This is a genomic window from Bradyrhizobium lablabi (assembly GCF_001440475.1).
Classification (GTDB): Bacteria; Pseudomonadota; Alphaproteobacteria; order Rhizobiales; family Xanthobacteraceae; genus Bradyrhizobium; species Bradyrhizobium lablabi.
On record NZ_LLYB01000090.1, the window covers coordinates 12,854 to 36,046 of the forward strand.

17 protein-coding genes are annotated in these 23,193 nt (G+C 63.6%); 11 read left to right on the forward strand and 6 right to left on the reverse strand.

The window, feature by feature from the left end; translation table 11 throughout:
* Positions 1–65: 65 nt before the first annotated feature.
* Positions 66–959, forward strand: coding sequence for a haloalkane dehalogenase (locus tag CQ14_RS25990; protein ID WP_057860682.1), 894 nt, complete (start codon positions 66–68; stop codon positions 957–959).
* A gap of 5 nt (positions 960–964) precedes the next feature.
* Entirely contained in the window at positions 965–2,359 is a 1,395-nt protein-coding gene (locus CQ14_RS25995; protein ID WP_057860683.1) for an amidase, read from the forward strand.
* A 15-nt stretch (positions 2,360–2,374) separates the two neighbouring features.
* On the opposite strand, the gene CQ14_RS26000 is transcribed toward CQ14_RS25995, so the two are convergent.
* Positions 2,375–4,093 carry a winged helix-turn-helix domain-containing tetratricopeptide repeat protein gene (locus tag CQ14_RS26000; protein ID WP_057860684.1) on the reverse strand — a complete coding sequence of 573 codons (1,719 nt, stop codon included), beginning with the start codon at positions 4,091–4,093 and terminating at the stop codon, positions 2,375–2,377.
* A 233-nt stretch (positions 4,094–4,326) separates the two neighbouring features.
* Here CQ14_RS26000 and CQ14_RS26005 point away from each other — a divergent pair, with 233 nt between their 5' ends.
* Together CQ14_RS26005 and CQ14_RS26010 are read left to right on the forward strand one after the other, a co-directional pair.
* Positions 4,327–10,452, forward strand: coding sequence for an autotransporter-associated beta strand repeat-containing protein (locus CQ14_RS26005; RefSeq protein WP_156435416.1), 6,126 nt, complete (start codon positions 4,327–4,329; stop codon positions 10,450–10,452).
* A gap of 25 nt (positions 10,453–10,477) precedes the next feature.
* A complete protein-coding gene (locus tag CQ14_RS26010) occupies positions 10,478–10,729 on the forward strand; it encodes a hypothetical protein (protein ID WP_057860686.1) in 252 nt (83 codons plus the stop codon).
* Positions 10,730–10,912: 183 nt separating this feature from the next.
* Here the strand turns inward: CQ14_RS26010 and CQ14_RS26015 are convergent, their stop codons facing one another.
* A complete protein-coding gene (locus tag CQ14_RS26015; RefSeq protein ID WP_057860687.1) occupies positions 10,913–12,388 on the reverse strand; it encodes an amidase in 1,476 nt (491 codons plus the stop codon).
* A 70-nt stretch (positions 12,389–12,458) separates the two neighbouring features.
* A complete protein-coding gene (locus CQ14_RS26020; protein ID WP_057860688.1) occupies positions 12,459–13,427 on the reverse strand; it encodes a VOC family protein in 969 nt (322 codons plus the stop codon).
* Here CQ14_RS26020 and CQ14_RS43880 point away from each other — a divergent pair.
* The gene (locus tag CQ14_RS43880) at positions 13,426–13,572 is read left to right on the forward strand and encodes a hypothetical protein (protein WP_156435418.1); all 147 of its coding nucleotides are present in this window, start codon (positions 13,426–13,428) and stop codon (positions 13,570–13,572) included. The two genes, CQ14_RS26020 and CQ14_RS43880, sit on opposite strands and share 2 nt — an antisense overlap.
* 2 nt (positions 13,573–13,574) lie before the next feature.
* On the forward strand, positions 13,575–13,859 hold the full coding sequence (locus CQ14_RS26025; protein ID WP_057860774.1) for a hypothetical protein: 285 nt from the start codon (positions 13,575–13,577) through the stop codon (positions 13,857–13,859).
* A gap of 60 nt (positions 13,860–13,919) precedes the next feature.
* Here the strand turns inward: CQ14_RS26025 and CQ14_RS26030 are convergent, their stop codons facing one another.
* The gene (locus tag CQ14_RS26030) at positions 13,920–15,866 is read right to left on the reverse strand and encodes an acyltransferase family protein (RefSeq protein ID WP_063800423.1); all 1,947 of its coding nucleotides are present in this window, start codon (positions 15,864–15,866) and stop codon (positions 13,920–13,922) included.
* A gap of 506 nt (positions 15,867–16,372) precedes the next feature.
* On the opposite strand from CQ14_RS26030, the gene CQ14_RS26035 reads away from it, so the two are divergent.
* Both CQ14_RS26035 and CQ14_RS26040 read left to right on the forward strand, forming a co-directional pair.
* Positions 16,373–16,939: a thiamine pyrophosphate-binding protein gene (locus tag CQ14_RS26035; protein ID WP_057860690.1), complete on the forward strand. Its 567-nt coding sequence runs from the start codon at positions 16,373–16,375 to the stop codon at positions 16,937–16,939.
* Positions 16,936–17,535 (forward strand): thiamine pyrophosphate-dependent enzyme, encoded by a 600-nt coding sequence (locus CQ14_RS26040; protein WP_057860691.1) that lies wholly within the window; start codon positions 16,936–16,938, stop codon positions 17,533–17,535. Before CQ14_RS26035 ends, CQ14_RS26040 begins: the two co-directional genes overlap by 4 nt.
* Positions 17,536–17,648: 113 nt before the next feature.
* Here the strand turns inward: CQ14_RS26040 and CQ14_RS26045 are convergent, their stop codons facing one another.
* Positions 17,649–18,572, reverse strand: coding sequence for a LysR family transcriptional regulator (locus tag CQ14_RS26045; protein ID WP_057860692.1), 924 nt, complete (start codon positions 18,570–18,572; stop codon positions 17,649–17,651).
* 59 nt (positions 18,573–18,631) lie between these two features.
* Here CQ14_RS26045 and CQ14_RS26050 point away from each other — a divergent pair, with 59 nt between their 5' ends.
* Positions 18,632–19,864 (forward strand): rhodanese-like domain-containing protein, encoded by a 1,233-nt coding sequence (locus CQ14_RS26050; RefSeq protein WP_057860775.1) that lies wholly within the window; start codon positions 18,632–18,634, stop codon positions 19,862–19,864.
* A 39-nt stretch (positions 19,865–19,903) separates the two neighbouring features.
* On the opposite strand, the gene CQ14_RS26055 is transcribed toward CQ14_RS26050, so the two are convergent.
* The gene (locus tag CQ14_RS26055; RefSeq protein ID WP_057860693.1) at positions 19,904–20,623 is read right to left on the reverse strand and encodes a DNA-3-methyladenine glycosylase I; all 720 of its coding nucleotides are present in this window, start codon (positions 20,621–20,623) and stop codon (positions 19,904–19,906) included.
* A gap of 231 nt (positions 20,624–20,854) precedes the next feature.
* On the opposite strand from CQ14_RS26055, the gene CQ14_RS26060 reads away from it, so the two are divergent.
* Positions 20,855–22,726 (forward strand): DEAD/DEAH box helicase, encoded by a 1,872-nt coding sequence (locus CQ14_RS26060; RefSeq protein ID WP_082650043.1) that lies wholly within the window; start codon positions 20,855–20,857, stop codon positions 22,724–22,726.
* Between the two features lie 59 nt (positions 22,727–22,785).
* Positions 22,786–23,073, forward strand: a complete 288-nt coding sequence (locus CQ14_RS26065) for a DUF1330 domain-containing protein (protein ID WP_057860694.1) — start codon at positions 22,786–22,788, stop codon at positions 23,071–23,073.
* Positions 23,074–23,193: the final 120 nt, after the last annotated feature.

Sequence of the window (23,193 nt, forward strand, 5' to 3'; positions counted from 1 at the left end):
AATTACGTTAGCCGGTGTCGAAGGCGGCAGGGGTTCCGCAAGCCTGAGCAGAGGAGAATTCCCAGATGACCCATTCCGCGATCTCGACCGAGGAGGTGTCCTACCGGAAGCGTGTGGCGGTGCTGGATACCAACATGGCTTACGTCGATGCCGGCGAAGGCGATCCGATCGTCTTCCTGCACGGCAATCCGACGCCGTCCTATCTGTGGCGCAACATCATCCCGTACCTGCTGCCCTATGGGCGCTGCCTGGCGCCGGACTATGTGGGCATGGGCAATTCCGGTCCTGCGCCTGATGGAAATTACCGGTTCGTCGATCATCGCCGCTATCTCGACGCCTGGTTCGAGGCGATGGGCTTGACGAAGAACGTGATCCTGGTCGTCCACGACTGGGGTTCGGCGCTGGGCTTCGATTGGGCCCGTCGCAATCCCGGGCGCGTGAAGGCGATCGCCTACATGGAGGGAATTGTGCGCCCCTTCGCGTCCTGGGATGAATGGCCCGCGGCGACGCGCGCCTTCTTCCAGGGGCAACGGACCGATCGCGGCGAGGATCTGATCCTCCGGCAGAATCTGTTCATCGAGTATCTGCTCCCGCTGCGGCGTATCCCCGAGGAGGCGATTGAGGTCTACCGGCGCCATTATCGCAATCCCGGTCTTTCGCGCATGCCGATGCTGGCCTGGACGCGCGATCTGCCGATCGCCGGCGAACCGGCAGATGTGGTAGCGATCGTCGACGACTACGCGCGATGGCTTGCCGCAAGCCCGATACCAAAACTTTTCATCGACGCCGAACCGGCCGGTTTTCTGATTGGCGCGCAGCGCGAGTTTTGCCGTGCCTGGCCCAACCAGCAGACGGTCATGATTCCGGGCGCGCACTTCCTGCAGGAGGAGGCGCCTGACGAGGTCGGCAGGGCGCTGGCTCGCTTTGTCGCGAATGTCCGCGCGGGAGCGATGGGCTGAGCGTCATGGAGCAGTTGCATTTCCTGGAGCTGACTGACCTGGCGGAGCTGATCCGGAGGCGCGAGATATCGCCTGTCGAGGCGACCCGTCAGCAACTCGACCGGATCGCAGCGCTGGACGGCACGCTCGCCAGTTACGCTGTCGTCACGGCCGAGCGCGCGATGGCGGAGGCGCAGGCGGCGGAAGCCGACATCGTCGCCGGTCGTTATCGCGGCCCGCTGCACGGCGTGCCGCTCGCCGTGAAGGACCTGTTCTGGACCAGCGATGCGCCGACCGCGGCGGGAACGACGATCCACAAGCGCTTCAGGCCAACCGAGGACGCCACCGCCGTGCGACGCCTTCGCGAGGCCGGCGTCGTGTTGCTCGGCAAGCTGCAGATGACGGAAGGCGCCTATTCCGATCATCACCCCGAGATCGTGCCGCCCCGCAATCCCTGGAACGCCGACTATTGGCCGGGCATCTCTTCAAGCGGACCGGGCGTGGCGGTGGCGGCCGGGCTTTGCTTCGGCGCACTCGCTTCCGACACCGGCGGCTCGATCCGCTGGCCGTCGGCGGCCAACGGCCTGACCGGCATCAAGCCGACATGGGGGCGGGTGAGCCGCCACGGCGTGTTCGATCTCGCACCGAGTCTCGATCATGTCGGACCGATGGCGCGCAGTGTCGCCGACGCCGCCGCGCTCCTGACCGCCGTCGCCGGTGCTGACCCGGCCGATCCCACCGCTTTGCAGGCGCCGGTGACGAATGTCGCGGCGATGGCGAAGCCGAGTGTCGATGGTCTCAGGATCGGCGTCGATCGGGAGTGGGGCCGCAGAGACGTCGATCCGCAGGTGCTTGCGGTTCTCGATGACGCGGAGCGCGTGATGTCCGCGCTGGGCGCCGAATTCGTCGAAGTCCAGGTGCCGGATGTTACCCAGGCCGTGGCCGATTGGGCTCCCAATTGCGCGGTGGAAGCCGCGGTCGCGCACAGGGCGACTTATCCCTCGCGCCGGGCGGAGTACGGCCCGGTGATGCGGATGGTTCTCGATACCGGACGCGCTCTGTCCGGCTTCGACTATCAGGACCTGCTGTTGCGGCGCATGACCTTCCGCGGCCGCATGCGCGCTCTGTTTGGAAAGATCGACCTGCTGCAGGTGCCGGCGCATCCGTTCGCACCGCTGTCGCTGAAGACCATGGGGACGATGGGCCTGCAGCCGGAACTGATCGCGAGGCTCCAGGCCTACACCGCGCCCTTCAACATGACGGGCCAGCCGACGCTGACCCTGCCGGGCGGGTTCAGCACCGATGGCTTGCCGATTGCCTTCCAGATGGTGGCCGCCGATCTCGGCGAGGCGACGCTGATCCGCGCTGGCATTGCGTTCCAGCGCGCGACGGACTGGCACCGTCGGCATCCGGCGCTGTAGTAGCGCCGGTCGGGCTCAGCTCGCCGGCAGGCCGGCCGCGACCATCAATTGCATGATGCGTTCGGTAGCTTCGATGTAGACCGGGCTGGAATTCTTCCTGGGCGTGGGGACGTTGTGATAGGTCGAGCCGGGCCGCAATTCGCGGCCCTTTTCCATCGCCGCTCTGGCTTCGTCAGTCTTCCCCAGTTGCTGATAGGCCGCCGCCAGCAGCATATGCGTGCGTCCGCTGGCGGATGTGATCGCGATCGACTTCAGCAGCCACGGCACCGCTTCCTCGGCGCGGCCCATCAGCATGTTGGCCCAGCCCGCGCCGATCTTCCAGGTCCAGCGCGACACCTGCGGCGTATCGAATCGGTCCGCCTGCATGAACGTCGCCAGCGCGTCTTCGAAGCGACCGGTTTGAACCTGCGCAAGGCCGACATGGTACAGCGCGATCCCGTTCCAGGGATCGAAGCTCAAGGCTTTCGCACAAGCCACGAGACTCGCGCGGAACTGGTTGGTGGCGTTGAGGAAGCGGCAATAGGCCTCGTTTGCCGGAATATAATTCGGCCTTGCGCGCAGCGTCTGCTGCAGCATCGCGTCGGTCCTGGTTTCCGCCGCCTCGCGTTCGGGTCCACTCAGCCACGCCATCTGCACGCCGCGCATCAGCAGTGCCGCGAGCGCGACCTGAACGTCGACATTGTCAGGATCTTCGGCCAGCGCTTTCTCCAGCATGGCCTGCGCCGCCTGAAAACGTTCCGGCGAGGTCTGGTTGATATGGGCAGTGGCCTGTTCGATCACGACATTGCTCTTCGAAGCCGATCGCGGGTCGGCATTCAGCAGTTCGTTGATGCGCAGCGCCAGGGCGTGACCGACACCCGCCGCGAGCCGGGACTGCTGCGTCTGCAGGTCCGTATCCGCAGGGCTGACCTGATATGACGCGGTCCACTTGACCTCGCCGGTTGCCGTCTCCGTCATGCGCGTCCGTATCGTCCAGGCCTGCTCGCTCTTCTGCAGTTCGCCCTTCACCACGAAGTCGGCCTTCGTTGTGGCCTGCTCCGGAATCAGGACGCGGATGTTTTCGATCTTCGCCAGCCCGTCGGTGAGGCGGCCGCTCACGTCGGCCGCCATCTGGGCGACGAGGGGATCGTTGCTCTCGTCCACAATCGGCATCACGGCGATGCTTGTCGGCCCGCGCGCAAAGATCAGACCGGGACGCAACATCCACACAGCGACTGCCGTGCACAGGATGGCGAGCGCCGCGACAGAAGCGAACGCGATGCGACGCCGGCTGAGGTCGAAAACCCGTTTCGCGGGTTCGCTGTTCATTACGACCGCCACCGTCGTGTCTGATGCGGCCGGCTCGGGCCGGCTGACGGGCGGAATTTCCGGCGCGGCCGGAGCGGCGACCTCGGTCACGCCGGCCTCGGTCACTTTGGCCCCTGTCACCTCGGGCCCCGTCACCTCGGCCTGGAACAGATAGCCGCGTCCCGAGATCACCCGGACCACCTGGCGCTTGTCGTCGCCGAGCGCGGTGCGGATTTCGCGGATGCACTGGAACAGGCTGTCCTCGCCGACATGGACGTTCGGCCAGGCGGCTTCCATCAACTGTTGCTTGCTCAGGACGTGGCCGGCATTCCCGGCGAGCAGCCGCAGTATCTCCAGCGTCTTGGGTCGGAGCTTGACCGTCTCGCCATCGGGCCGGCGCAACTCGGCGCGCTCAGAATCGAGCTCGAAACCAGAAAAGCGCAGCACGTCCCCTCCCACCGGCAACTGTCCCCATTTAGTCCCCGGATCGACCGAAAAAATGTGCCCAGACGCACAGGGACGCCGAATATCAGAAAAATTTCAGAATGTCTCAACAGCCGTTTCAGGACGTTCCCGGCGCGAAATGAGAGGAAAGGGGGAGTTGATGTGGGGGAGTCGTGCCGAACGGGGACTGCGATGCCGGACAGGCGCGCGCGGACCTCTGTCGGCCGGGGCAGAACATGTTCGGTACACGGTATTATTACGCCGCCACGCGCGGCACCGGCAGCAGGCGGCTGCGGGCCGCGCTATTGGCCACGACAGCGCTGGCGGCCGTGGGCACCCCGGCGGCGGCGCAAAACGCCACCTGGCTCGCCGCTCCCGGCAGCGGCGATTTCCTCACCGGCTCCAACTGGAGCACGGGAACGGTGCCATCAGGCACCGCTTCCTTCGGCGCGTCGAACACCACCAGCCTGTCGATTGCACCGACGGCCACCCCCACGACGACCATCGGCGGCCTGACCTTCAATGCGGGGGCGCCGGCCTACGACCTGACGATCAGCCAGTGGCTCGTGCTCAACGGCGCCGGGATCGTGGTCAACGGCGCAGGTGCCACCCTCACCACCGCCGGCACCAACGGCGTGCTCCAGTTCAGCAATTCGAGCAGCGCCGGCACCGCCACCATCAGCAACGGCGTGACCACGTACTTCCGCGACAGCAGCACGGCCGGCAGCGCGGCGATCACCAACATCGGCAGCATCGGCTTCGAAGGCACCAGTACGGCTGCCAACGCCACCATCGACAACGCTGGCCGTATCGATCTCTACCACAGCAGCACGACCGCCGATGCGACCATCACCAACCGCAATCTTCTGTTCTACTTCAGCAGCAGCTCAGCCGGCAGCTCGACCATCACCAATACCGGGAGCCTCGATTTTCGCGCAGACAGCACAGCCAGCAGCGCCACCATCGCCAATGCCAATTACATGTCCTTCGCTGGCAACAGCACGGCTGGCAATGCGACCATTACCAATCCCGGCGGCATCACCTTCACTGACAGCAGTACGGGGGGCGACGCGACCATTGCCAACACTGGCGGCATAACCATCACCAGCCTGGCCAGCGCCGGTAACGCCAACGTCACCAACACAGGCACTCTCGTCTTCGACTTCAACGGCTCGGCCGGTAACGCGACCATCGCCAACCAGTCTGTCATGGTCTTCTATCGCGACAGCACCGCCGGCGGCGCCGCCATCACCAATAGCTCGCAGCTCCGCTTTACCGACTCCAGCAGCGCCGGCGGCGCCGCCATCACCAACACCGCGACCCTCAGCTTTCAGTCCATCAGCTCAGCCGGCACCGCGGTCATCACCAACGCCGGCGGCGGCAGCATCACCTTCGATGACTTCAGTTGGGCCGACAGCGCGACCATCACCAACAACGGCAGCCTGAACTTTCGCGCCAGCAGCTCAGCCAGCAGCGCGACCATCGCCAACAACGGCAGCCTGCTCTTTCACGGCAACAGCAACGCCGGCAGTGCCGTCATCACCAACAATGCCGGCGGTGTCGTCGACTTCTCCGGTACGGTCGGAGCCGCCGGCAATAACAAGCTCACGGCCGGCTCGATCGCAGGCGCCGGCAACTACCTGCTGGGCGCCAACGAGCTCACGGTCGGCTCCAACAATCAAACGACCGAGGTGGGCGGCGCGATCTCCGGGAACGGTGGCTCACTGGTCAAGCTAGGCACCGGCACGCTGACGCTGTCGGGCGCGAACACGTATACGGGCGGCACCACGGTCAACGGCGGCACCCTCCAGCTTGGCACGGCGGGCAGCGCCGGCACGATTCTCGGTGCGGTCAACGTCGGTGCCGGAGGCGCACTCGAGCTCTTCAACACCAGCCTCAGCGGCATCACCAGCATCACGAATGCCGGCGTCACCACCTTCTACGGCAACCTGAATGCCAGCAGCACCAGCGTCACCAGCACCGGGACCCTGAACTTCAGAAACACGAGCAGCGCCGGCTGGCTCAACATCAATGCCGGCTCCGCCAATTTCTTCGACGGGAGCACGGCCGGCAACGCCACCATCACCAACAACCAGGCCGTCACTTTCCAGAACAGCAGTTCGGCCGCCAGCGCGACCATCACCAACAACAGCCTCCTCGAGTTCAAGGACACCGCAACCGGCGCCAGCGCGCAAATCACCAACAGCGACACCGTGAACTTCCGCGACGCCAGCACGGCCGGCGGCGCCACCATCACCAACTACCGCAGCCTGAACTTTCTTACCACCAGCTCCGCCGGTAGCGCCACCATCGGCAACTACGACCGCATCGATTTCTATGCCAACAGCACGGCCGGCAGCGCGACCTTCACCAATCCCGGCTATGTCCAGTTCAACGCCAACAGCACGGCCGGCAGTGCGACCTTCACCAACAGCGGCTTCGGCAGGACTGATTTCTACGACGCGTCCACCGCAGGCAATGCTCAAATCACTATCAACGACTCGGCGGCGGCGAACTTCAGGAATACCAGCACGGCGGGCAACGCAAGCATCACCGCCAATGCCGGATTCGTCCAGTTCTTCGGTGCCAGCTCCGCCGGCAGCGCAAACATCGCCGTCAATGGCCTGGTCTCCCTCAATTTCAACGATACGAGCTCCGCCGGCAGCGCCACGATCAACCTCAACGACCCTGGCGGCGGCATCAATTTCGGCAGCGCGAGTTCGGCCGGCACCGCCACGATCACCGTCAACGCGGGCAATCTCAACTTCTTCCAGACCAGCTCCCTTGGAAGCGCAACCCTCACGAACAACAATTATACCAAATTTCTGGACAGCAGCTCGGCCGGCAGCGCCAGCATCACGAACAACCGCTACATGGAGTTCACTGGCAACAGCACGGCCGGAAGCGCCGCGATCGTCAACAACAGCAACAACAGCTTCCTGTATTTCAACGGCAACGCCAGTGCCGGCAGCGCGACGATCACCAACAAGATCACGAACCAGATCTGGTTTGCCGACTACAGCACGGCCGGGACCGCCACGATCATCAACGGCGAATATTTGAAGTTCGACGGCCACTCCACAGCCGGCAGCGCGGCCATCATCACCGAGGGCAACGTCACTTTCGCGGGCACGGTCGGCCTCAACGGCGACAACAAGGTCAGTGCGGGCTCGATTGCGGGCACCGGAGGCATCTTCCTCGGGCTTAACGAACTCACGGTCGGCTCCAACAATCAGTCGACCGAGATGAGCGGCGTCATTGGAGACTACGGGAACTTCGGCGCAGGGTCGCTGGTCAAGATCGGCACCGGTACGCTCACGCTGTCAGGGTTCAACACCTATATCGGCGGCACGACCATCAACGGCGGCACGTTGCAGCTCGGCAGCGCCACCGGAACCGGCTCCGTTCTGGGCGCGGTCACGGTCGGAAGCGGTGCCACCTTCGACGTCGTCAATGCCGACACCAGCGGCCTCACCAGCATCAGCAACAGCGGAACGACAATCTTCCGCAACAATACCAGCGCAAGCAGCGCCGCGATCACCAATCCCAGCAATCTCTATTTCAGGGATAACGCTTCGGCCGGCAGCGCGATCGTCAGCAACACCGGCTTTCTCGAATTCAACAACGCCTCCACAGCCGGAAGCGCATCGATCACCACCACCGGCACGACGAACTTCAGAAACACCAGCACGGCCGGCAGCGCAACGCTCACCGTCAACGGCAATTTCGTCAACTTCTACAATACGAGCACGGCCGGCAGCGCCACGATCAACGTCGGGACTGCTAACCTCTGGTTCCGGGATACGAGCACGGCCGGCAACGCCACCATTGTCAATAACGGCGGTCTTCTCACCTTGAACAGCGCCACGCTGGGCAACGCCACCATCACCAATAACATGGGCCTCTTCCTGCAAGACAGCAGCACGGCCGGAAACGCGACGATCACCAATAACAACCGGATCTATTTTTATAACAGCTCGACGGCTGCAACCGCCACCATCGTCAACAATCACAGCCTGAATTTCTGGAGTGACTCCAGCGCCGGCACCGCGCGCATCACCAACGCCGCCGCAGGCACGCTCGAGATCGTCAACAGCGGCACGCTGGCCAACGCGACGGTCATCAACAGCGGTCAGATGAGTTTCTGGGGCGGCAACTTCGGCGACGTCCCCACAGCCGGTAACGCGACCATCACCAACAATGCCAGCGGCACGATCGAATTCCGCAACAGCGGCACCGCCGGCAGTGCAGCCATCATGAATAACGGTTGGATGCGGTTTACCAGCGCCTCCACGGCCGGAAGCGCCACCATCTTCAACAACAGCGGGCTGACCTTCGATACCAGCACCACGGCTGGTAGTGCCGCCATCGTCAACAGCGGCAACGTGCTGTTCGACGGCAACTCGACGCCCGGCAATGCGCAGCTCATCAACGCCGCGCCCGGCGCGGTCTTTGATCTCTCGATGACAACAGGCCCGAACGGCGACAACAGGCTCACCGCCGGCTCGCTCGCCGGCAGCGGGACCTTCCAGCTCGGCGGCAAGGAGCTGACGGTCGGCAGCAACAATCTGTCGACCAACGTCACCGGCGTGCTCGCCGACGGTGGATCCGGCGGCTACACCGGTGCCTCGCTCGTGAAGGTCGGCACCGGCAAGCTGACCCTGTCGGGCGTCAATACCTACACCGGCACGACGACGGTCGATGGCGGCACGCTGGCGGTGAACGGCTCGATCCTGTCGTCGAGCGGCGTCACCGTGAATGCGGGCGGCGCGCTCGGCGGCACCGGCATCGTTGGCAATACGACGATTGCAAGCGGCGGAGCGCTCGCGCCCGGCAATTCGATCGGCACTCTCACCGTCAGCGGCAATCTGGCCTTCACGACCGGCAGCTTCTACACGGTGGAGGTCTCTCCAACCTCCGCCGACCGCACCAACGTCACGGGCACCGCGACGCTCACCGGCGCCACCGTGCAGGCGGTTGCGCTGGTGCCTGCTCGCTTCAGGGCCGAGACCTATACCCTCCTGAACGCCAGTGGCGGATTTGGCGGCACGCAGTTCGCCGGCCTCGACGTCATCAACAGCTTCAGTCCGGGCGCGCGCAATCCGCACCTGACCTATGACGCCAACAACGTCTATCTCGTGCTCGATCCCGGCGAGATCATTTTGCCGTCGGGTACGAACGCCAACCAGGCCAGCGTTGCCGGCGGCATCAACCGCGCGGTGCTCGGCGGCACGACGCCGCCGGCGGCCTTTGACGTGCTGCTCAATCTCGATGGCACGCCGCTGAAGAATGCGCTGACGCAGATCTCGGGCGAGACGGCGACCGGTGCCCAGCAGAGCACGTTCAATGCGATGACCATGTTCATAGGGCAGATGACCGACCCGTTTATCGACGGGCGCGGCGACATGGGCGCTTCTGTTCAGGGCGCATCCTCGTATGCGGCCGACGGCGCGGCACGGCGCGCTGCCGTGGCGCGCGAGGCGTTTGCCGGGATCCCGCCTTCTGTGCCGACAAGCTTCGAGCAGCGCTGGAACGTCTGGGCCGCAGGTTTCGGTGGATCGCAGACATCATCCGGCAACACCGCACTTGGATCGAACGGCGTGACGAGCCGTCTGTTTGGGACCGCCGCCGGGGCCGATTACCGGTTCTCGGCACATACGCTCGCCGGCTTTGCGCTGGCCGGCGGCGGTACCAATTTTTCCGTCGCCAATGGTGGCACCGGACGATCGGACCTGTTCCAGGCCGGCGCGTTCGTGCGCCACCACAATGGCCCCGCCTATCTCTCCGCCGCTCTGGCCTATGGCTGGCAGGACGTCACCACCGACCGCACGGTGACAGTCGCGGGCATCGACAAGCTGCAGGCGCGCTTCAACGGCAGTACGTTTGCGGGCCGTGTCGAGGGTGGCTACCGCTTCGCAACGCCCTGGATGGGTGTCACGCCCTACGCCGCCGCGCAGGTCACGACATTCCAGCTTCCGGCCTATGCGGAAAGCGTGCTGTCCGGGGCTAATACGTTTGCGTTGAGCTATGGCGCGAAAACCGTCACCGCCACGCGCAGTGAACTGGGATTGCGTACCGACCGGTCATGGGCCGTCAACGACGCCATCCTGACACTGCGCGGCCGCGCCGCATGGGCGCACGATTTCAATCCCGACCGCGCCGTCGCGGCGACCTTCCAGACGCTGCCGGGGGCAAGCTTCGTGGTCGACGGCGCCGCGCAGGCCCGCGATGCGGCGCTCACCAGTGCGTCAGCCGAAGTGAAATGGCGCAACGGATTCGCGGTCGGCGCCACTTTCGAAGGCGAATTTTCCAACGTTACCCGCAGCTACTCCGGCAAAGGCGTCGTGCGCTATGTGTGGTAAATTTCACAAATGGACTGGAACTTTGATGCTAAAGTCAGTTTGCCCCGCCTACGACCCCGCCCTTGAAGAAGCCGATCAGCCCGCAGAGCAAGGTCCGAACAGCATGGACGATGTCCTGAACCTCGCCCAGGTCATGGCCGAATTGTCCTATCTCGCTCGTCTGGAGGAAAGACGCGAGACCAACGTGGCGAGCTTGAAGCGCCTGAAGGAAGCCCGCGACGCTCTCCTTGATAGAGGAGGGGAAGCCGCGGAGGGCCCGATCTCACGAAGTTCCTAGTGCAGGATCAGATTAGGTCGGACCGTGACGACGGATCATCTCGTGCCTCGGGCGCAGGCGGTGTGAGCGCTGCGAGCCGGGGGCCATTCTACTTTGCATGGGGTTGTTTTCGCGATTTTATGTCCGGGCCTATCATCGGGCGGCGCTTCGCGCCGACCCGTTGGCTCGCAATGACGGTTGAGATCAACCCTTCGTCACATGCACGCCGGGCTTCTCGCCCGCATTCCACTTGCCGTCGATCGCCCGCTCGATCTGCGCCGCGAGTTGCAACAGCAACCCGTCATTGGCCTGCTTGGCGATCGCCTGAATGCCGAGCGGCAGGCCGTGCTCGTGGGTGGCGAGCGGCAGCGAGATCGCGGGGATGCCGCAGAGATTGGCGAGCGGCGTAAAGGCAAAATTGCGCCAGAGATTGCCGAACCAGTCGAGCACATCTGGGTTGTCGCTGATGGTCAGATACTCCTTGGTGCCGACCTTCGGCGTCGGCAGCGCGGTGATCGGCGTCAGGATGATGTCCCAGTCCTCGAAGAACGCGCCGAAGCCGCGCGACGTCGTATTGAACACCGCCTGCATCCGCGCGCGGTCGGCATAGCTCGTGTGCCGGCCGTGCTCCCAGATCCGGATGTTGATCGGCTCGATCAGGTCTTCCGGCGGCCGCTCCAGCCCGCGCGCCGCCAGCATGTTGGAGATGACCACGGCAAAATTGCTGATGTAGCAGGTGGTCTGCGCCGCAAAGGCTTCACTGTAGTTCAGCTCAGGCAGGGCGTAGTCGACGTGATGGCCGAGGCCTTCGAGAAAGCGCCCGGCCTTTTGCAACTCGGCCGCGATATGCGGCGTCGCCTGGTAGTCACCCCATTTGTATGACAGTGCGATCTTCAGCCGGCCCGGATCGCGCGCGATCATCCGCGTATAGGGCTCGGGCGGAGACCAGAACGGCATGAACTCGCCCGGCGCCGGCCCGCGGCAGGCATCGACGTAGGCCGCGGTGTCGCGCACCGAGCGCGACTGGCAGCCCTGAATCGAAACCAGCCCGCTGAGATCGGACAACAGCGGCGACAGCGAGAACACGCCGCGCGAGACCTTCAGCCCGATATTGCCGTTGACGCCGGCTGGGATTCGAATAGAGCCGCCGCCGTCGGTCGCGTGCGCGATCGGCACCGCGCCAGCCGCGACCATCGCCGCACTACCGGCTGACGATCCGCAGGTGGTGTAGTCGGTATTCCAGGGATTGCGCGTGACATAGACGGCGGGATTCTCAGCCGAACTGCAGACGCCGAACTCCGGCGTGGTCGTGCGCCCGATCAGGTTAAGCCCGGCTCCGCGCATCTTCTTGGTCATGAACGTATCGGCCGTGGCGCGATTGCCGCGCATATAAAGCGAGCCCATTTCCTGCAGCCGGCCCTTCAGCGTCGGCCCCAGGTCCTTCATCAGGAACGGCAGCCCGGCGAAGGGACCATCGAGCGCGGTGCCGTCGGTTGCGGGATCGGCAATCGCGTCGTCGAACAATTCGACGACGCCGGACAGCGCGGGGTCGACCTTGGCAATGCCGGCGGTCGCCTGAGCCGCCAGTTCGGCTGCCGTCAGCTCGCCCTTCGCAACGCGCGTCGCCAGCGCAACGCCGTCATGTGCGGCCCATTCGTCCCAGCTCATCGGCAAGTTCATTTGGATTCATCCTTTCGGCGCAGCTTTGGCCCCAGCGCATGGGACGCCACGCTCTTTCGTTGTCGTGCTGTTAAACCTTGATCAGCCGCACCCTGGTGCCCCAGGGATCTGATGTCTCGATGCCATTGGTGATGGTCTCGACTGCTGCACCCGCCTGCCGCAGGCGCTGCTGCTGGGCTTCGAGAATTTGCTGTGCCTCGATCTCCAGCGAGAACCAGGCGAGGCCGGTAGCCGCGTCGTCTCGCGCTCCAGCCCCCGAACTTTGCCAGACGTTGATCGCGAGGTGATGATGATAGCGCCCCGAGGACAGGAACGCCGCGCCGGTCCGCTTGCGGGTCGGGGCGAAGCCGATGGTGCCGGCATAGAAACGGTCCGCCTGTTCGAGATCGCCGACGCGCAGATGCATGTGGCCGATGCGCAGGCCGTCGGGCGCCTTGGCATAGTTGGTCGTCTGCGTACCCGCGAGCCCCAGCAGGCCATCGATGTCGAGCTGGTCGGTTGCCATCGCTACCGTCCCGGCTTCCCACTTCCAGAGTTCGGGCGCGCGGTCGGCATAGACCTCGATGCCGTTGCCTTCGGGATCGTCGAGATAGACGGATTCGCTGACGAGGTGGTCGGCGAAGCCGGAGAGCGGGATCCGGTTTTTCGCTGCATGCACCAGCCAGCGCCCGAGGTCCTTGCGCGTCGGCATCAGGAACGCGGTGTGATAGAGGCCGGCCGCGTTGCGCTCCTCGCGTGCCGCGTTCTCGCGCCGCTGCAGATTGAGCAGCGGCACGCCGCCCGAGCCGAGTTGCGCGCCCGTCTCGGTGCGCGCCATGACGGTGAGCCCGATCGCATCGCGATAATAGTCGGCGACCTTGTCGAGGTCGCGCACGCGCAGCGTCACCATGCCGATCCGCATCGGCGTGCGGTTGGCGAAGGTCGGCCCGCCCGAGCCAGCCGTATTCCCCTCGGCCCGCGCCGCGGCCATGGCGGCCGCGCTCAGCGACGACGCGCCGGCAAGGTGAAGCAGCGTGCGGCGGGTCAGGTCGATGGTCATGAAATTTTCCTTCTCCGGCCAGTTCGCCGAAGCAAATTCTGCGCCGGTTTTTAATCCCGGCGCCGCCGCATCAGGGCTAACCGGAACCTTCGTTGCAGCAGAACGTTTTGCTCCGAGCAAGCTATTTTTCAGCCATTGGAGATGAAAATGAAGCGCGTCGCGGCAGCGATTCTCGCAGCGGTAATCGGAGTGAGTGCGGCGTCCGCCCAAACCACGGCGGCCTCGGGCACGAAGGAGGAGACAGCCTGTACGACCTCACCGTCCGCGGCGTCGGGACAGGGCGAGGAGAAGACATCGAACTCGCAGACCGTCGGCAAGAGCGCGGTGCTGCCCGACGCGGGCGGCGCGAACTCGGCTGCACCGACCGTGCAGAGCGGCGACAAGCCGCTGAAGGTATCGCCGGATTGCCCGCCGGATTCCAAGCCGAAGTAATGTGTTTCGGTTCGCCCGACGCGTTCGGCAGAGCCATCAGTATCACCGACAACGAACCAGCTATTCGCGCAAGATTTGTTCTTGGCAAAATTCAGGGCAGGGAAAGAGTTTTCTCCTTATGCCCTCGATCAGGAAGTTTGAACCGGTGTCCGATAGATGCACGTTATCGGTAATTATTACGTCGCTTGCCGATGGGCCAACGCGCGTCATGCACCCTTCCAAGTTGCACAGCATGTGCCAGGCCGAGATGTACTCCGTCCCGGCAGACTTGCTGAATGCTTCCATTCGTGCATCGCCCTCGGGGCCGGACACACCTGCGGCTATTCTGTCCGCGATTGTGTGCCGCAATCGGTAGAAATTCACCAGCGTATGGGGAAGCGTGCGCTTCCAAACCGGTACGGGTCCCAAAATGATGATTCGCTTGACGCTGAGGGCCTTTAGCTGATCGATTGTTTCCCGGAGTTTCCCGAGATCCTTAAGGCCGTCCCACCATGCGTGCAGCAGCACGATCTCGGGATGCGATGATTTTATCAAATCGAAAACAATTTGATTGGCTGCGTCACATCTGGCATCGGAGCCGGCCGCCAGGATGGGAGGGCATGCTGACGCCGTGAAGCGAGCCAGGCGAAACGGAACTGTTGCCTGAGCATTCTTCAATCCCGGGTAAAGCGCTGCAGCGGTGGAATCTCCCCATAGGTGAACGAGGGGCTTGTTGCCTTGCTCGATGCAACTCGAATTGAATTCAGAGCCGGGTACGTCCAGGAAGCACTTGTCACGGAACCCGGCGTTGCCGTGCGGCGCCAACTGCGCGATATCGCGAATTTCTGGCGGAAAGCGAAATCCAAAACCAGATGCCGTGGCTGTCACGATCCCCACCATGCCGACCGTGAGCAATCCGAACGCCAGTTTCGGTGTTGTATTTTTCTGCTGGCGAAGTGGAATTTCGACAAAACGAAACGTGAGCCATGAGAGGGCGATCGCAACGAGAACGGCAGCCCAAATCTCCACCGCGTTTGGATTTCCGTTCCGCACAATCCCGAGATAGGACAATAGCGGCCAGTGCCAGAGATACAGCGGATAGCTGATCAGTCCGATCAGGACCATCTGCGGGTTCGATAGAAAAGTCCTGTTCAACAGGGAATTTGGCGAGAGAATAATCAGCACGGCGCCAAGCACCGGTAACAACGCATAAACGCCCGGAAACAGGCTTTCCTTGCTGAGCGTTATCGCAGCAAAGATAATTGCTGCAGTGCCAATCGCTGCCAGCAGGTTCTCGAGTTGCGGAAAGCGCTGCTTTCCGTGCTCCAGGGCGTCGGTGTAGTTGGTGGCGAGAATGGCGCCGGCCAATAGCTCCCATGCTCTCGATATTGGCGAGTAAAAAGACCAATCCTTGTAGCCGAAGAAAATCAAGAGGCCGACGCCAAACGATGCTGTGGCGATGGCTCCCATCAAGGTTCGGTGCCACTTCAATCCGATAAGCAAGAGAGCCGGTGGCCAGAAGATGTAGAACTGTTCCTCGATGCCCAACGACCAAAGGTGCAGGAGGGGATTTTCGGTCGCGTCCGGAGCAAAATATCCGAGCTGCGTGAGCTGAAACAGATTGGATACGAACGCAACGCCGGCCGCAATGTTCTTCCCGAGCAGGGAAAAGCCCTCCGGCAGAAGAACAAACCAGCCGAACAGATAGGTGGCTGCCAAGACGACGATGAGCGCCGGAAATATCCGCCGAATTCGACGAGAGTAGAAATCCAGGAACGAAAAGGAATTGGTTTTGCTCTGCGAGAGAATGATGCGAGTGATCAGGAAGCCTGAGATAACGAAAAAAATGTCAACCCCGATAAATCCGCCGGGGACCAGCGAAGGCTCGGCGTGATATCCAACAACCAGCAGAATGGAGATAGCTCGCAGACCATCGATGTCGGGACGATAGGCGCCCATCTCGTTTGGATGTCCCGATCGCGCGATTGGCAATGTTGCTTCCTCCGTTTTCCCTGCGATGGCGAACATAGATGCCCTGCGCGAGTGTCGCGACTGTGTCTGTAAGGCGCCAAGAACGCGCAGGACAAGCTGTGGAGATGTTGCGCGGTCGAGGATGCCTCACGAACTTCACACAGTTACATGGAACTTCATATGGCTTTTTTCATCCGCTCGCGGCAAAGGCCGGGATGCTCCCAGAGGGAGCCAACGAAGATACAAACCTCGATCAAACATGTCGCGAGAGCGCTAAGCTCTGTCCACCCGTCATTGCGAGCGCAGCGAAGCAACCATCTATCCCGCACCGAGACGAGGATTGCTTCGCTACGCTCGCTATAACGTGGAAAGAGCAAACCGCGCTCTATATCCTCACGCTGAGGAGGCCGCGTCTCGAAGGACGAGGCCCGAGGGAGCAGCCCCACACCAGCCTTTCAATTTTGCGATAGAAGCCATGTCCACATTCAAATTCCTCAGATAGCCGCCGCGATCTATTGTCGGTTCAACCCAGGTCAGGAATCGCAGGAGGAAGCGGAACCCCGATGGCAGAAGCAGCGAAATCACGGAGCGAGGCCGCGCCGGCGCTCCCGACCTGGCCGGACGAGATCTACCGCGTGCTGAAGGACGCCGGCATTCGCCAAGTCGCCATGGTGCCGGACGCCGGCCATAGCCGTCTGATCCGCTCATTCGAGGCCGATCCGGAAACCCGTGTCGTCACGCTGACGACGGAGGAAGAGGGCGTGGCGATGCTGGCGGGCGCGTGGCTGGGCGGCGAACGCGGCGTTCTCTTGCTGCAGTCGAGCGGCGTCGGCAATTGCATCAACATGTTGTCGCTGCCGGTGATCTGCCACATGCCGCTGCTGATGATCGTCACCATGCGCGGCGACTGGGGCGAGTTCAACCCGTGGCAGATCCCGATGGGGCAGGGCACGCGGCCTTCGCTGGAGGCCATGGGCGTGATCGTGAACAAGGTGGATGAGCCGCATCTCGTCGCCTCCGCCGTGCAGGGCGCGGCGAACCTCGCCTTCAACACCTGGAAGCCGGTCGCGGTCCTGATTGGACAGCGCGTGCTCGGCGCTAAGAATTTCAAGGAGCTGGCCCGCAAATGAGCAATCCGAACGCACTTTTGCACCGTCGCGATGTCGTCAACGAATTGTTGCGCGACCGCGCCGATCTCCTCGTCATCGCCGGCCTCGGCGCGCCGAACTGGGACGTCTCGGCTGCCGGCGATCATCCGAACAATTTCCCGCTCTGGGGCGCGATGGGCGGCGCCTCCATGATCGGGCTCGGGCTGGCGTTGGCGCAGCCGAGACGCAAGGTGCTCGTCATCACCGGGGACGGCGAGATGCTGATGAATGTCGGCTCGCTCGCGTCAATCGCGGTGGAAGCGCCGAAGAACCTTACAATCGCCGTCCTCGACAATGAGCGGTTCGGCGAGACCGGTATGCAGAAGACCCCGACGGCTTCCGGCGTCGACCTCGCCGCCATCGCCACCGCCTGCGGCATTCGCACCTCGCGCATCGTCCGCACGATGGCGGAAGTTAGCGAGCTTCGCGATCTCGCGCATGAGGGCAGGGGAATGGCCTTCGCGCAGATCAAGATCAATCCCGAGGCGCTGGTGTTCGTGATGCCGCCGGCCGACGGCGTGATCCTGACGACGCGCTTCCGGCAATCGGTATTGGGAGACGAGGCGTTGTTTAATTGAGGGGCGTGCTGCCTGCACGAAGCCGTCATGCCCGGGAGCGCAGACAAGTGTACGTAGTCTGCGCAAGGCAGGCTACTATGACCGGCATGACGGAGAGAGTGTGCGGTGTGGCGCTACGCCGTCATATTGATCTTCCAGAACCCTTCCTTCGAAAGCTGCTGAATCTCTGATACGATCAGCGTCGCGATGGTCGTCGTCGCAATCGACGGTGGATGCGCGATCGGCGAAGCCAGGATCAGCTCGCGCGACACCGAAGGATTGACGGCGGCCATCTCCAGGCGCTTCGCCGCCACCTCCGTGCGTATGGCGGACGGCGGCAGCAGCGTGTAGCCGAGCCCTTCCTCCATCAGGCTGATCTGCGCGCGGTAGGAGTCCACCTCGATCATGGCATCGAGCTTCAGTTTTTCGCGCGCCAATGCCTTCTCCAGCAGCGCCCGCAGACCATGCGAGATGCTCGGCAAGATCAGCTTCTGCTTCGCCAGCCATTTGAGATCGACCTGCTTGCGCTTGTTCAAGCCGGATCCAGGCGGCCCGACGGCGACGATGTCTTCGCGGCCGATCGACTGGACTTGCAGATGGAGGTCGACGGCGGGGCCATAGATGATCGCGAGATCCATTTCGCCGCGGTGCAGCCATTCGACCAGATGCCCGCCGTAGCTCTCGACGATGCGCAGCGAGACGTCGGGAAACTCGTTGAGGACGCGGCGGGCAAATCGTCCGGACAACACCGCGCTGACCGTCGGCACCATGCCGAGGATGACTCGGCCCGACGGGTTGCCGTTGGCCGATTTGAGGTCATCGCTGACTTGCTCGATCTGGCGGATCAGGCCGGTGGTGCGGTCGAGCAGCATCCGGCCGGCGCTGGTGAGCAGCATGCCGCGGCCGTTGCGCACGAACAGATCGACCCGAAGCTCGTGCTCGAGCAGCTTGATGTGCCGGCTCAGCGCCGGCTGCGCGGCACGTAACCGGTCTGCGGCCTTGCTCAAGCTTCCGAGTTCGGCTACGGCCCGGAACGTCCGCAATTGTTTGAGATCCATCGCCTGCTCAGCATGCCCATGATGCCAGCGATCATATGCCGTTTTCGGAAATCCCGTCCATGACCGTATCCTCAGTCACCCCCTCGCAAGTCCGCACCGCGTTGCTGCTGCGCCAGGAAATTGCGCTGCTCGACGTTAGGCACGAAGCTACCTTCGCCACCGGCCATCCCCTGTTTGCCGCCAACATGGCGGCCGACCGCATCGCGTTGGAGGCCGAAGCGCGGCTGCCGCGCAAGGACGTGCCGATCGTGATCTACGACGCCGGCGAGGGCCTCGTGCCGCAAGCCGCGGAGCGCCTGAAAGCCCTGGGTTACAGCAATGTTCGCCAGCTCGAGGGTGGGCTGCAGGGCTGGAAGTTGGCGGGTTATGAGGTGTTCGAGGACGTCAATTCCTACGCCAAGGCCTTTGGCGAACTGGTCGAGTCGCGCCGCCACACGCCGTCGCTGGCCGCCGAGGAAGTCGGCGCGCTGATTGCGACCGGGGCCAACATCCAAATTCTCGACGTCCGGCGCTTCGATGAATACGCGACCATGAATATTCCCGGTTCCATCAGCGTGCCCGGCGCGGAACTGGTGCTGCGCGCCGGCCGCGCCGCACCCGATCCCGAGACCACCATCATCGTCAATTGCGCCGGCCGCACCCGCTCGATCATCGGCACCCAGTCGCTGATCAATGCCGGCGTCGCGAACAAGGTGATGGCACTGCGCAACGGAACGATCGGCTGGACGCTGGCAAAGCAGAATCTCGAGCATGGCTCCGGCCGCCGCGGCGAGATCGGCGCCATTGCAGGCGGCGAGACCAACGCGCGCGACGTCGCCTATCGTGCCGGCGTTCGACACATCCGCCTTGCGGAAATAGCGGCGCTGCAGGCGCAGGCCGACCGCACGTTGTACCGCTTCGACGTACGTTCGGAGGAGGAATACACCGCCGGCCACCTCGCAGGCTTTCGCCACTACGCCGGCGGACAGTTGGTGCAGGAGGTGGACATGGCAGCCCCGGTGCGCGGCGCCCGTATCGTGCTGACGGATGACAGAAGCGTCCGCGCCGACATGACCGCATCCTGGCTCGCGCAAATGGGCTGGGAAGTTTACGTGTTCGAAGGCGGCTATGACGGCGCGCTGGAAGTCGGCCCGCCGCTTGTCATCCCAAAGCCCGATCCGTCACACCGCTACCGTCGTCCCTATGAGGGCACTGACGTCAAAGAAAGCGCGATGCAGGCCTATCTCGACTGGGAATACGGCCTCGTCGAACAGCTCCGCCGCGACGCCACGCATGGATTCTTCGTCATATGATTCCACTAGTCGCGCCGTAGCTCGAAGAACGAAGGCGGATCAATCATCACCGCCCATCATGCTCTCGAGCTTCTCCGCCGTGTAATTCTCCCCGATCGAGAGCGCGCAGATCCGCGATATCTGCACGTAAGCAAGCCCCGTCTCTTCGGCCCACGCATTGAATTGCGCCTGCACCTTGGCGACGTCGCGCTTGGAAGTGACGGTCTCGGCGATGTCGAGCCCGGCATCGCGCAGGCACAGCACCACGTCTCTGGAGGTGACAAACCCGTCCCAGCCGAGAAAGCGCAGCATCATCTGCCCGGTATTGCCGCCGAGCCGGCTGCCGCGCTTGGCCAGTAGTTCCAGCAAGCCGGCCTCGTCGGAGGACGGCCAGTTGGCGAGGAATTTGCCGAAACTGCCGTGCTCCCTGGCGATATCCCTGACGAAGCTTGCATTGGCGCGCACCGACATGATCTTGGCGCCGTTGCGGACGATGCGCGTGTCCTTCATCAGATCGTCCCAGAACTCGTCCGGCTTCAGCGACAGCGGCCCGGGCTTGAAGCCGAGAAACGCCTTTTCGAAGCCCGGCCATTTGCTCTCGATCACGCTCCAGGCAAAGCCCGCGCAGAACACCCTTTTGGTCATTTCGGCGAGGATCCGGTCGTCACCGAGCTTCGCGAGCGCCTTCGGATCGGGCTTGGCCGGCAGCAGCTTGGCCAGCGCCTTCGGTCCGCCCTTGCGCTTCTCGGCGCGGGCGCGAATCGTCTTGAACGCAGTCACGGTGCACGGCCCCCTGGTGAAATCCCCCGAAACCATAGCCTAGAAGTGATCGGCTGACCTGCAAAGAATGGATGGCGTCTGAGGTCGATTTCGCCTAAAGCATCCCCACCTCATTCAAATCCGTCAGGCCGTGCGGCTGCGCGTCGTCAATGCGCAGCTTTAAGTCATTTCGGTTCGAGGCGCCCATTTCATATTTCCCGGCTGAGAACGCCCAGCAAGGTCTGACATCTCGTGACATTTCTGCCCACCTATCCGCCGCTCGCCCGAGCCCTGGCGGAACGCAATTTCGACCGCTTGACGCCGGTGCAGACGGCGGTGCTGGCCGACGATGCTGATGGCCGCGACCTGCTGGTTTCGGCGCAAACCGGCTCGGGCAAGACCGTTGCCTATGGCCTGGCGGTCGCCAGCAACCTGCTGGAAGGCGCCGAGCGGTTCGGGCCGGCCGCGGCTCCGCTGGCGCTGATCGTGGCGCCGACGCGCGAGCTGGCGCTTCAGGTGCATCGCGAGCTTGCCTGGCTTTATCAGCATGCGGGCGCCCGCGTGGTTTCCTGCGTCGGCGGCATGGACCCGCGCCGCGAGCAGCGCGAACTGGCGGTAGGCGCACATATCGTGGTCGGCACGCCGGGGCGGCTTTGCGATCATTTGCGGCGCGGCCGTCTCGACGTTTCCGAGCTAAAGGCCATAGTGCTCGACGAGGCCGATGAAATGCTCGATCTCGGTTTTCGCGAGGACATGGAATTCATCCTGCAGGCGACGCCCGAGGACCGCCGCACGCTGCTGTTCTCGGCGACCCTGCCGCCCGGCATCGTCGCGCTGGCGAAGGACTATCAGCAGGATGCCTTCCGCGTCGAAGTCGCGGGCGAGGAGGGCGGACACGCCGATATCGAGTACCGCGCCGTCCGGATCGCGGCCGGCGATGTCGAGCACGCCGTCGTCAATATTTTGCGCTACTTCGAATCGCCGGGCACGCTGGTGTTCTGCAACACGCGCGAGGCCGTGCGTCATCTGCAGGCGACGCTGCTGGAGCGCGGCTTCTCGGTGGTGGCGCTGTCGGGCGAATTGACCCAGAACGAGCGCACGCTGGCGCTGCAGGCGCTGCGCGACGGCCGGGCCCGGGTTTGCGTCGCGACCGACGTCGCCGCGCGCGGCATCGACCTGCCGAACCTCGACCTCGTCATCCATGCTGATCTGCCCAACGATCCCGAGGTCATGCAGCACCGTTCGGGGCGCACCGGGCGCGCTGGCCGCAAGGGGGTCAGCATATTGCTGGTGCCGCCGGCGCGGCGGCGGCGCGCGGACATGCTGCTCAAACTCGCGGGTATCGATGCGGTTTGGGGCCTGGCGCCGCAGCCGGATGAAATTCGCAAACTCGATCAGGAGCGTATGCTGCGGGATGATCTGTTCGCGGCGGAGACGACGCCCGACGATCTGATGCTGGCGCAGGCCCTGCTCGCCGAGCGATCGGCGGAAGACATTGCCGCCGCGCTGGCGCGGCTTTATCGCGCGCGGCTTCCCTCACCCGAGGACATCGTCGATCCCGGCGAGGATCGCGTCAAATCCCGTGCGGAGCGCGCGCGAGAGCGTGCAGATCGCGAAGCCGAACGGGGATCGAAGCCTGGCAAAGCTTCGGCGCGCCATCGCATGGCGGAGGACAGCGTCTGGTTCACCGCCGCGATCGGACGGCGGAAGAACGCCGAAGCGCGCTGGCTGCTGCCGATGCTGTGCCGCCGCGGCAGCATCAAGAAGGAAGACATCGGCGCCATCCGCATTCTCGATACCACCACCGAATTCGAGATTTCCGCGCGCGTCGCCAGCCGCTTTGCCGCGCGAATCCGCCGTCCCGACAAGGAAGACAGCATTCGCATCGAGGCACTCACGAGTGCCGCGCCGAACGAGGAAGTACGCGAGAAGGAATGGGGGTCAAAGCCGCACGGCAAACAGGCAAAGACCCCTGACAAGCCGTCGTTTGACAAGAAGGCGCATTACGATACCAAGAGGCGGGATCGAGGCGAGCACGCGCACGCGGCAAAGTCGCGGCATGAAAAGGAAGCGTCTGCGAAGCCCGTATTCGGAAAGAAGAAAAAGAAGAAATTTCGTGGCTGACCGGAGCGACATCAGCTGAAAGCGCCGTCGCTCACCTGCCGCGCAGATGAGGATCCACCATGAGCGTCTACATCATCGCCCAGTTGAAATTTACCCGCCGCGAACTCTACGATCGCTATCAATCGCGCTTCATGGGCGTGTTCAGGAAGTTCAAGGGCAAGCTCCTGGTGGCGGATGCGCACCCGATCGTGCTGGAAGGCGACTGGCCGCGCGACAAGGTCGTGATCATGGAATTCCCCGATGACGCCGCGGCCAGGGAATTTCAGAACTCGCCGGAATATCAGGAGATATCGGTCGACCGGAAGGCGGGCGCCGACGCCATCGTGCTGACGGTGAGAGGCTTGTAACCGCGCCGCCTCAAGCGCACCTCAAGCCTTCGTCAAGCTCCCTCACATCCATTTGTCTCGTGTAACGAAGCTGCTGTGAATTATTTCACAGCGCTTGTTCGCGCTTGCTGGCATTTTGCC

Excerpts from the sequence above, each read along its gene's own strand:
- CQ14_RS26015 (WP_057860687.1), bottom strand. The coding sequence starts at position 12,388 with ATGAACTTGCCGATGAGCTGGGACGAATGGGCCGCACATGACGGCGTT.
- CQ14_RS26065 (WP_057860694.1), top strand. The coding sequence starts at position 22,786 with ATGAGCGTCTACATCATCGCCCAGTTGAAATTTACCCGCCGCGAACTC.
- CQ14_RS25995 (WP_057860683.1), top strand. The coding sequence starts at position 965 with ATGGAGCAGTTGCATTTCCTGGAGCTGACTGACCTGGCGGAGCTGATC.
- CQ14_RS26005 (WP_156435416.1), top strand. The coding sequence starts at position 4,327 with ATGTTCGGTACACGGTATTATTACGCCGCCACGCGCGGCACCGGCAGC.
- CQ14_RS26045 (WP_057860692.1), bottom strand. The coding sequence starts at position 18,572 with ATGGATCTCAAACAATTGCGGACGTTCCGGGCCGTAGCCGAACTCGGA.
- CQ14_RS26025 (WP_057860774.1), top strand. The coding sequence starts at position 13,575 with ATGAAGCGCGTCGCGGCAGCGATTCTCGCAGCGGTAATCGGAGTGAGT.
- CQ14_RS26050 (WP_057860775.1), top strand. The coding sequence starts at position 18,632 with ATGACCGTATCCTCAGTCACCCCCTCGCAAGTCCGCACCGCGTTGCTG.
- CQ14_RS43880 (WP_156435418.1), top strand. The coding sequence starts at position 13,426 with ATGAAATTTTCCTTCTCCGGCCAGTTCGCCGAAGCAAATTCTGCGCCG.
- CQ14_RS26030 (WP_063800423.1), bottom strand. The coding sequence starts at position 15,866 with ATGTTCGCCATCGCAGGGAAAACGGAGGAAGCAACATTGCCAATCGCG.
- CQ14_RS26040 (WP_057860691.1), top strand. The coding sequence starts at position 16,936 with ATGAGCAATCCGAACGCACTTTTGCACCGTCGCGATGTCGTCAACGAA.
- CQ14_RS26035 (WP_057860690.1), top strand. The coding sequence starts at position 16,373 with ATGGCAGAAGCAGCGAAATCACGGAGCGAGGCCGCGCCGGCGCTCCCG.
- CQ14_RS25990 (WP_057860682.1), top strand. The coding sequence starts at position 66 with ATGACCCATTCCGCGATCTCGACCGAGGAGGTGTCCTACCGGAAGCGT.
- CQ14_RS26010 (WP_057860686.1), top strand. The coding sequence starts at position 10,478 with ATGCTAAAGTCAGTTTGCCCCGCCTACGACCCCGCCCTTGAAGAAGCC.
- CQ14_RS26020 (WP_057860688.1), bottom strand. The coding sequence starts at position 13,427 with ATGACCATCGACCTGACCCGCCGCACGCTGCTTCACCTTGCCGGCGCG.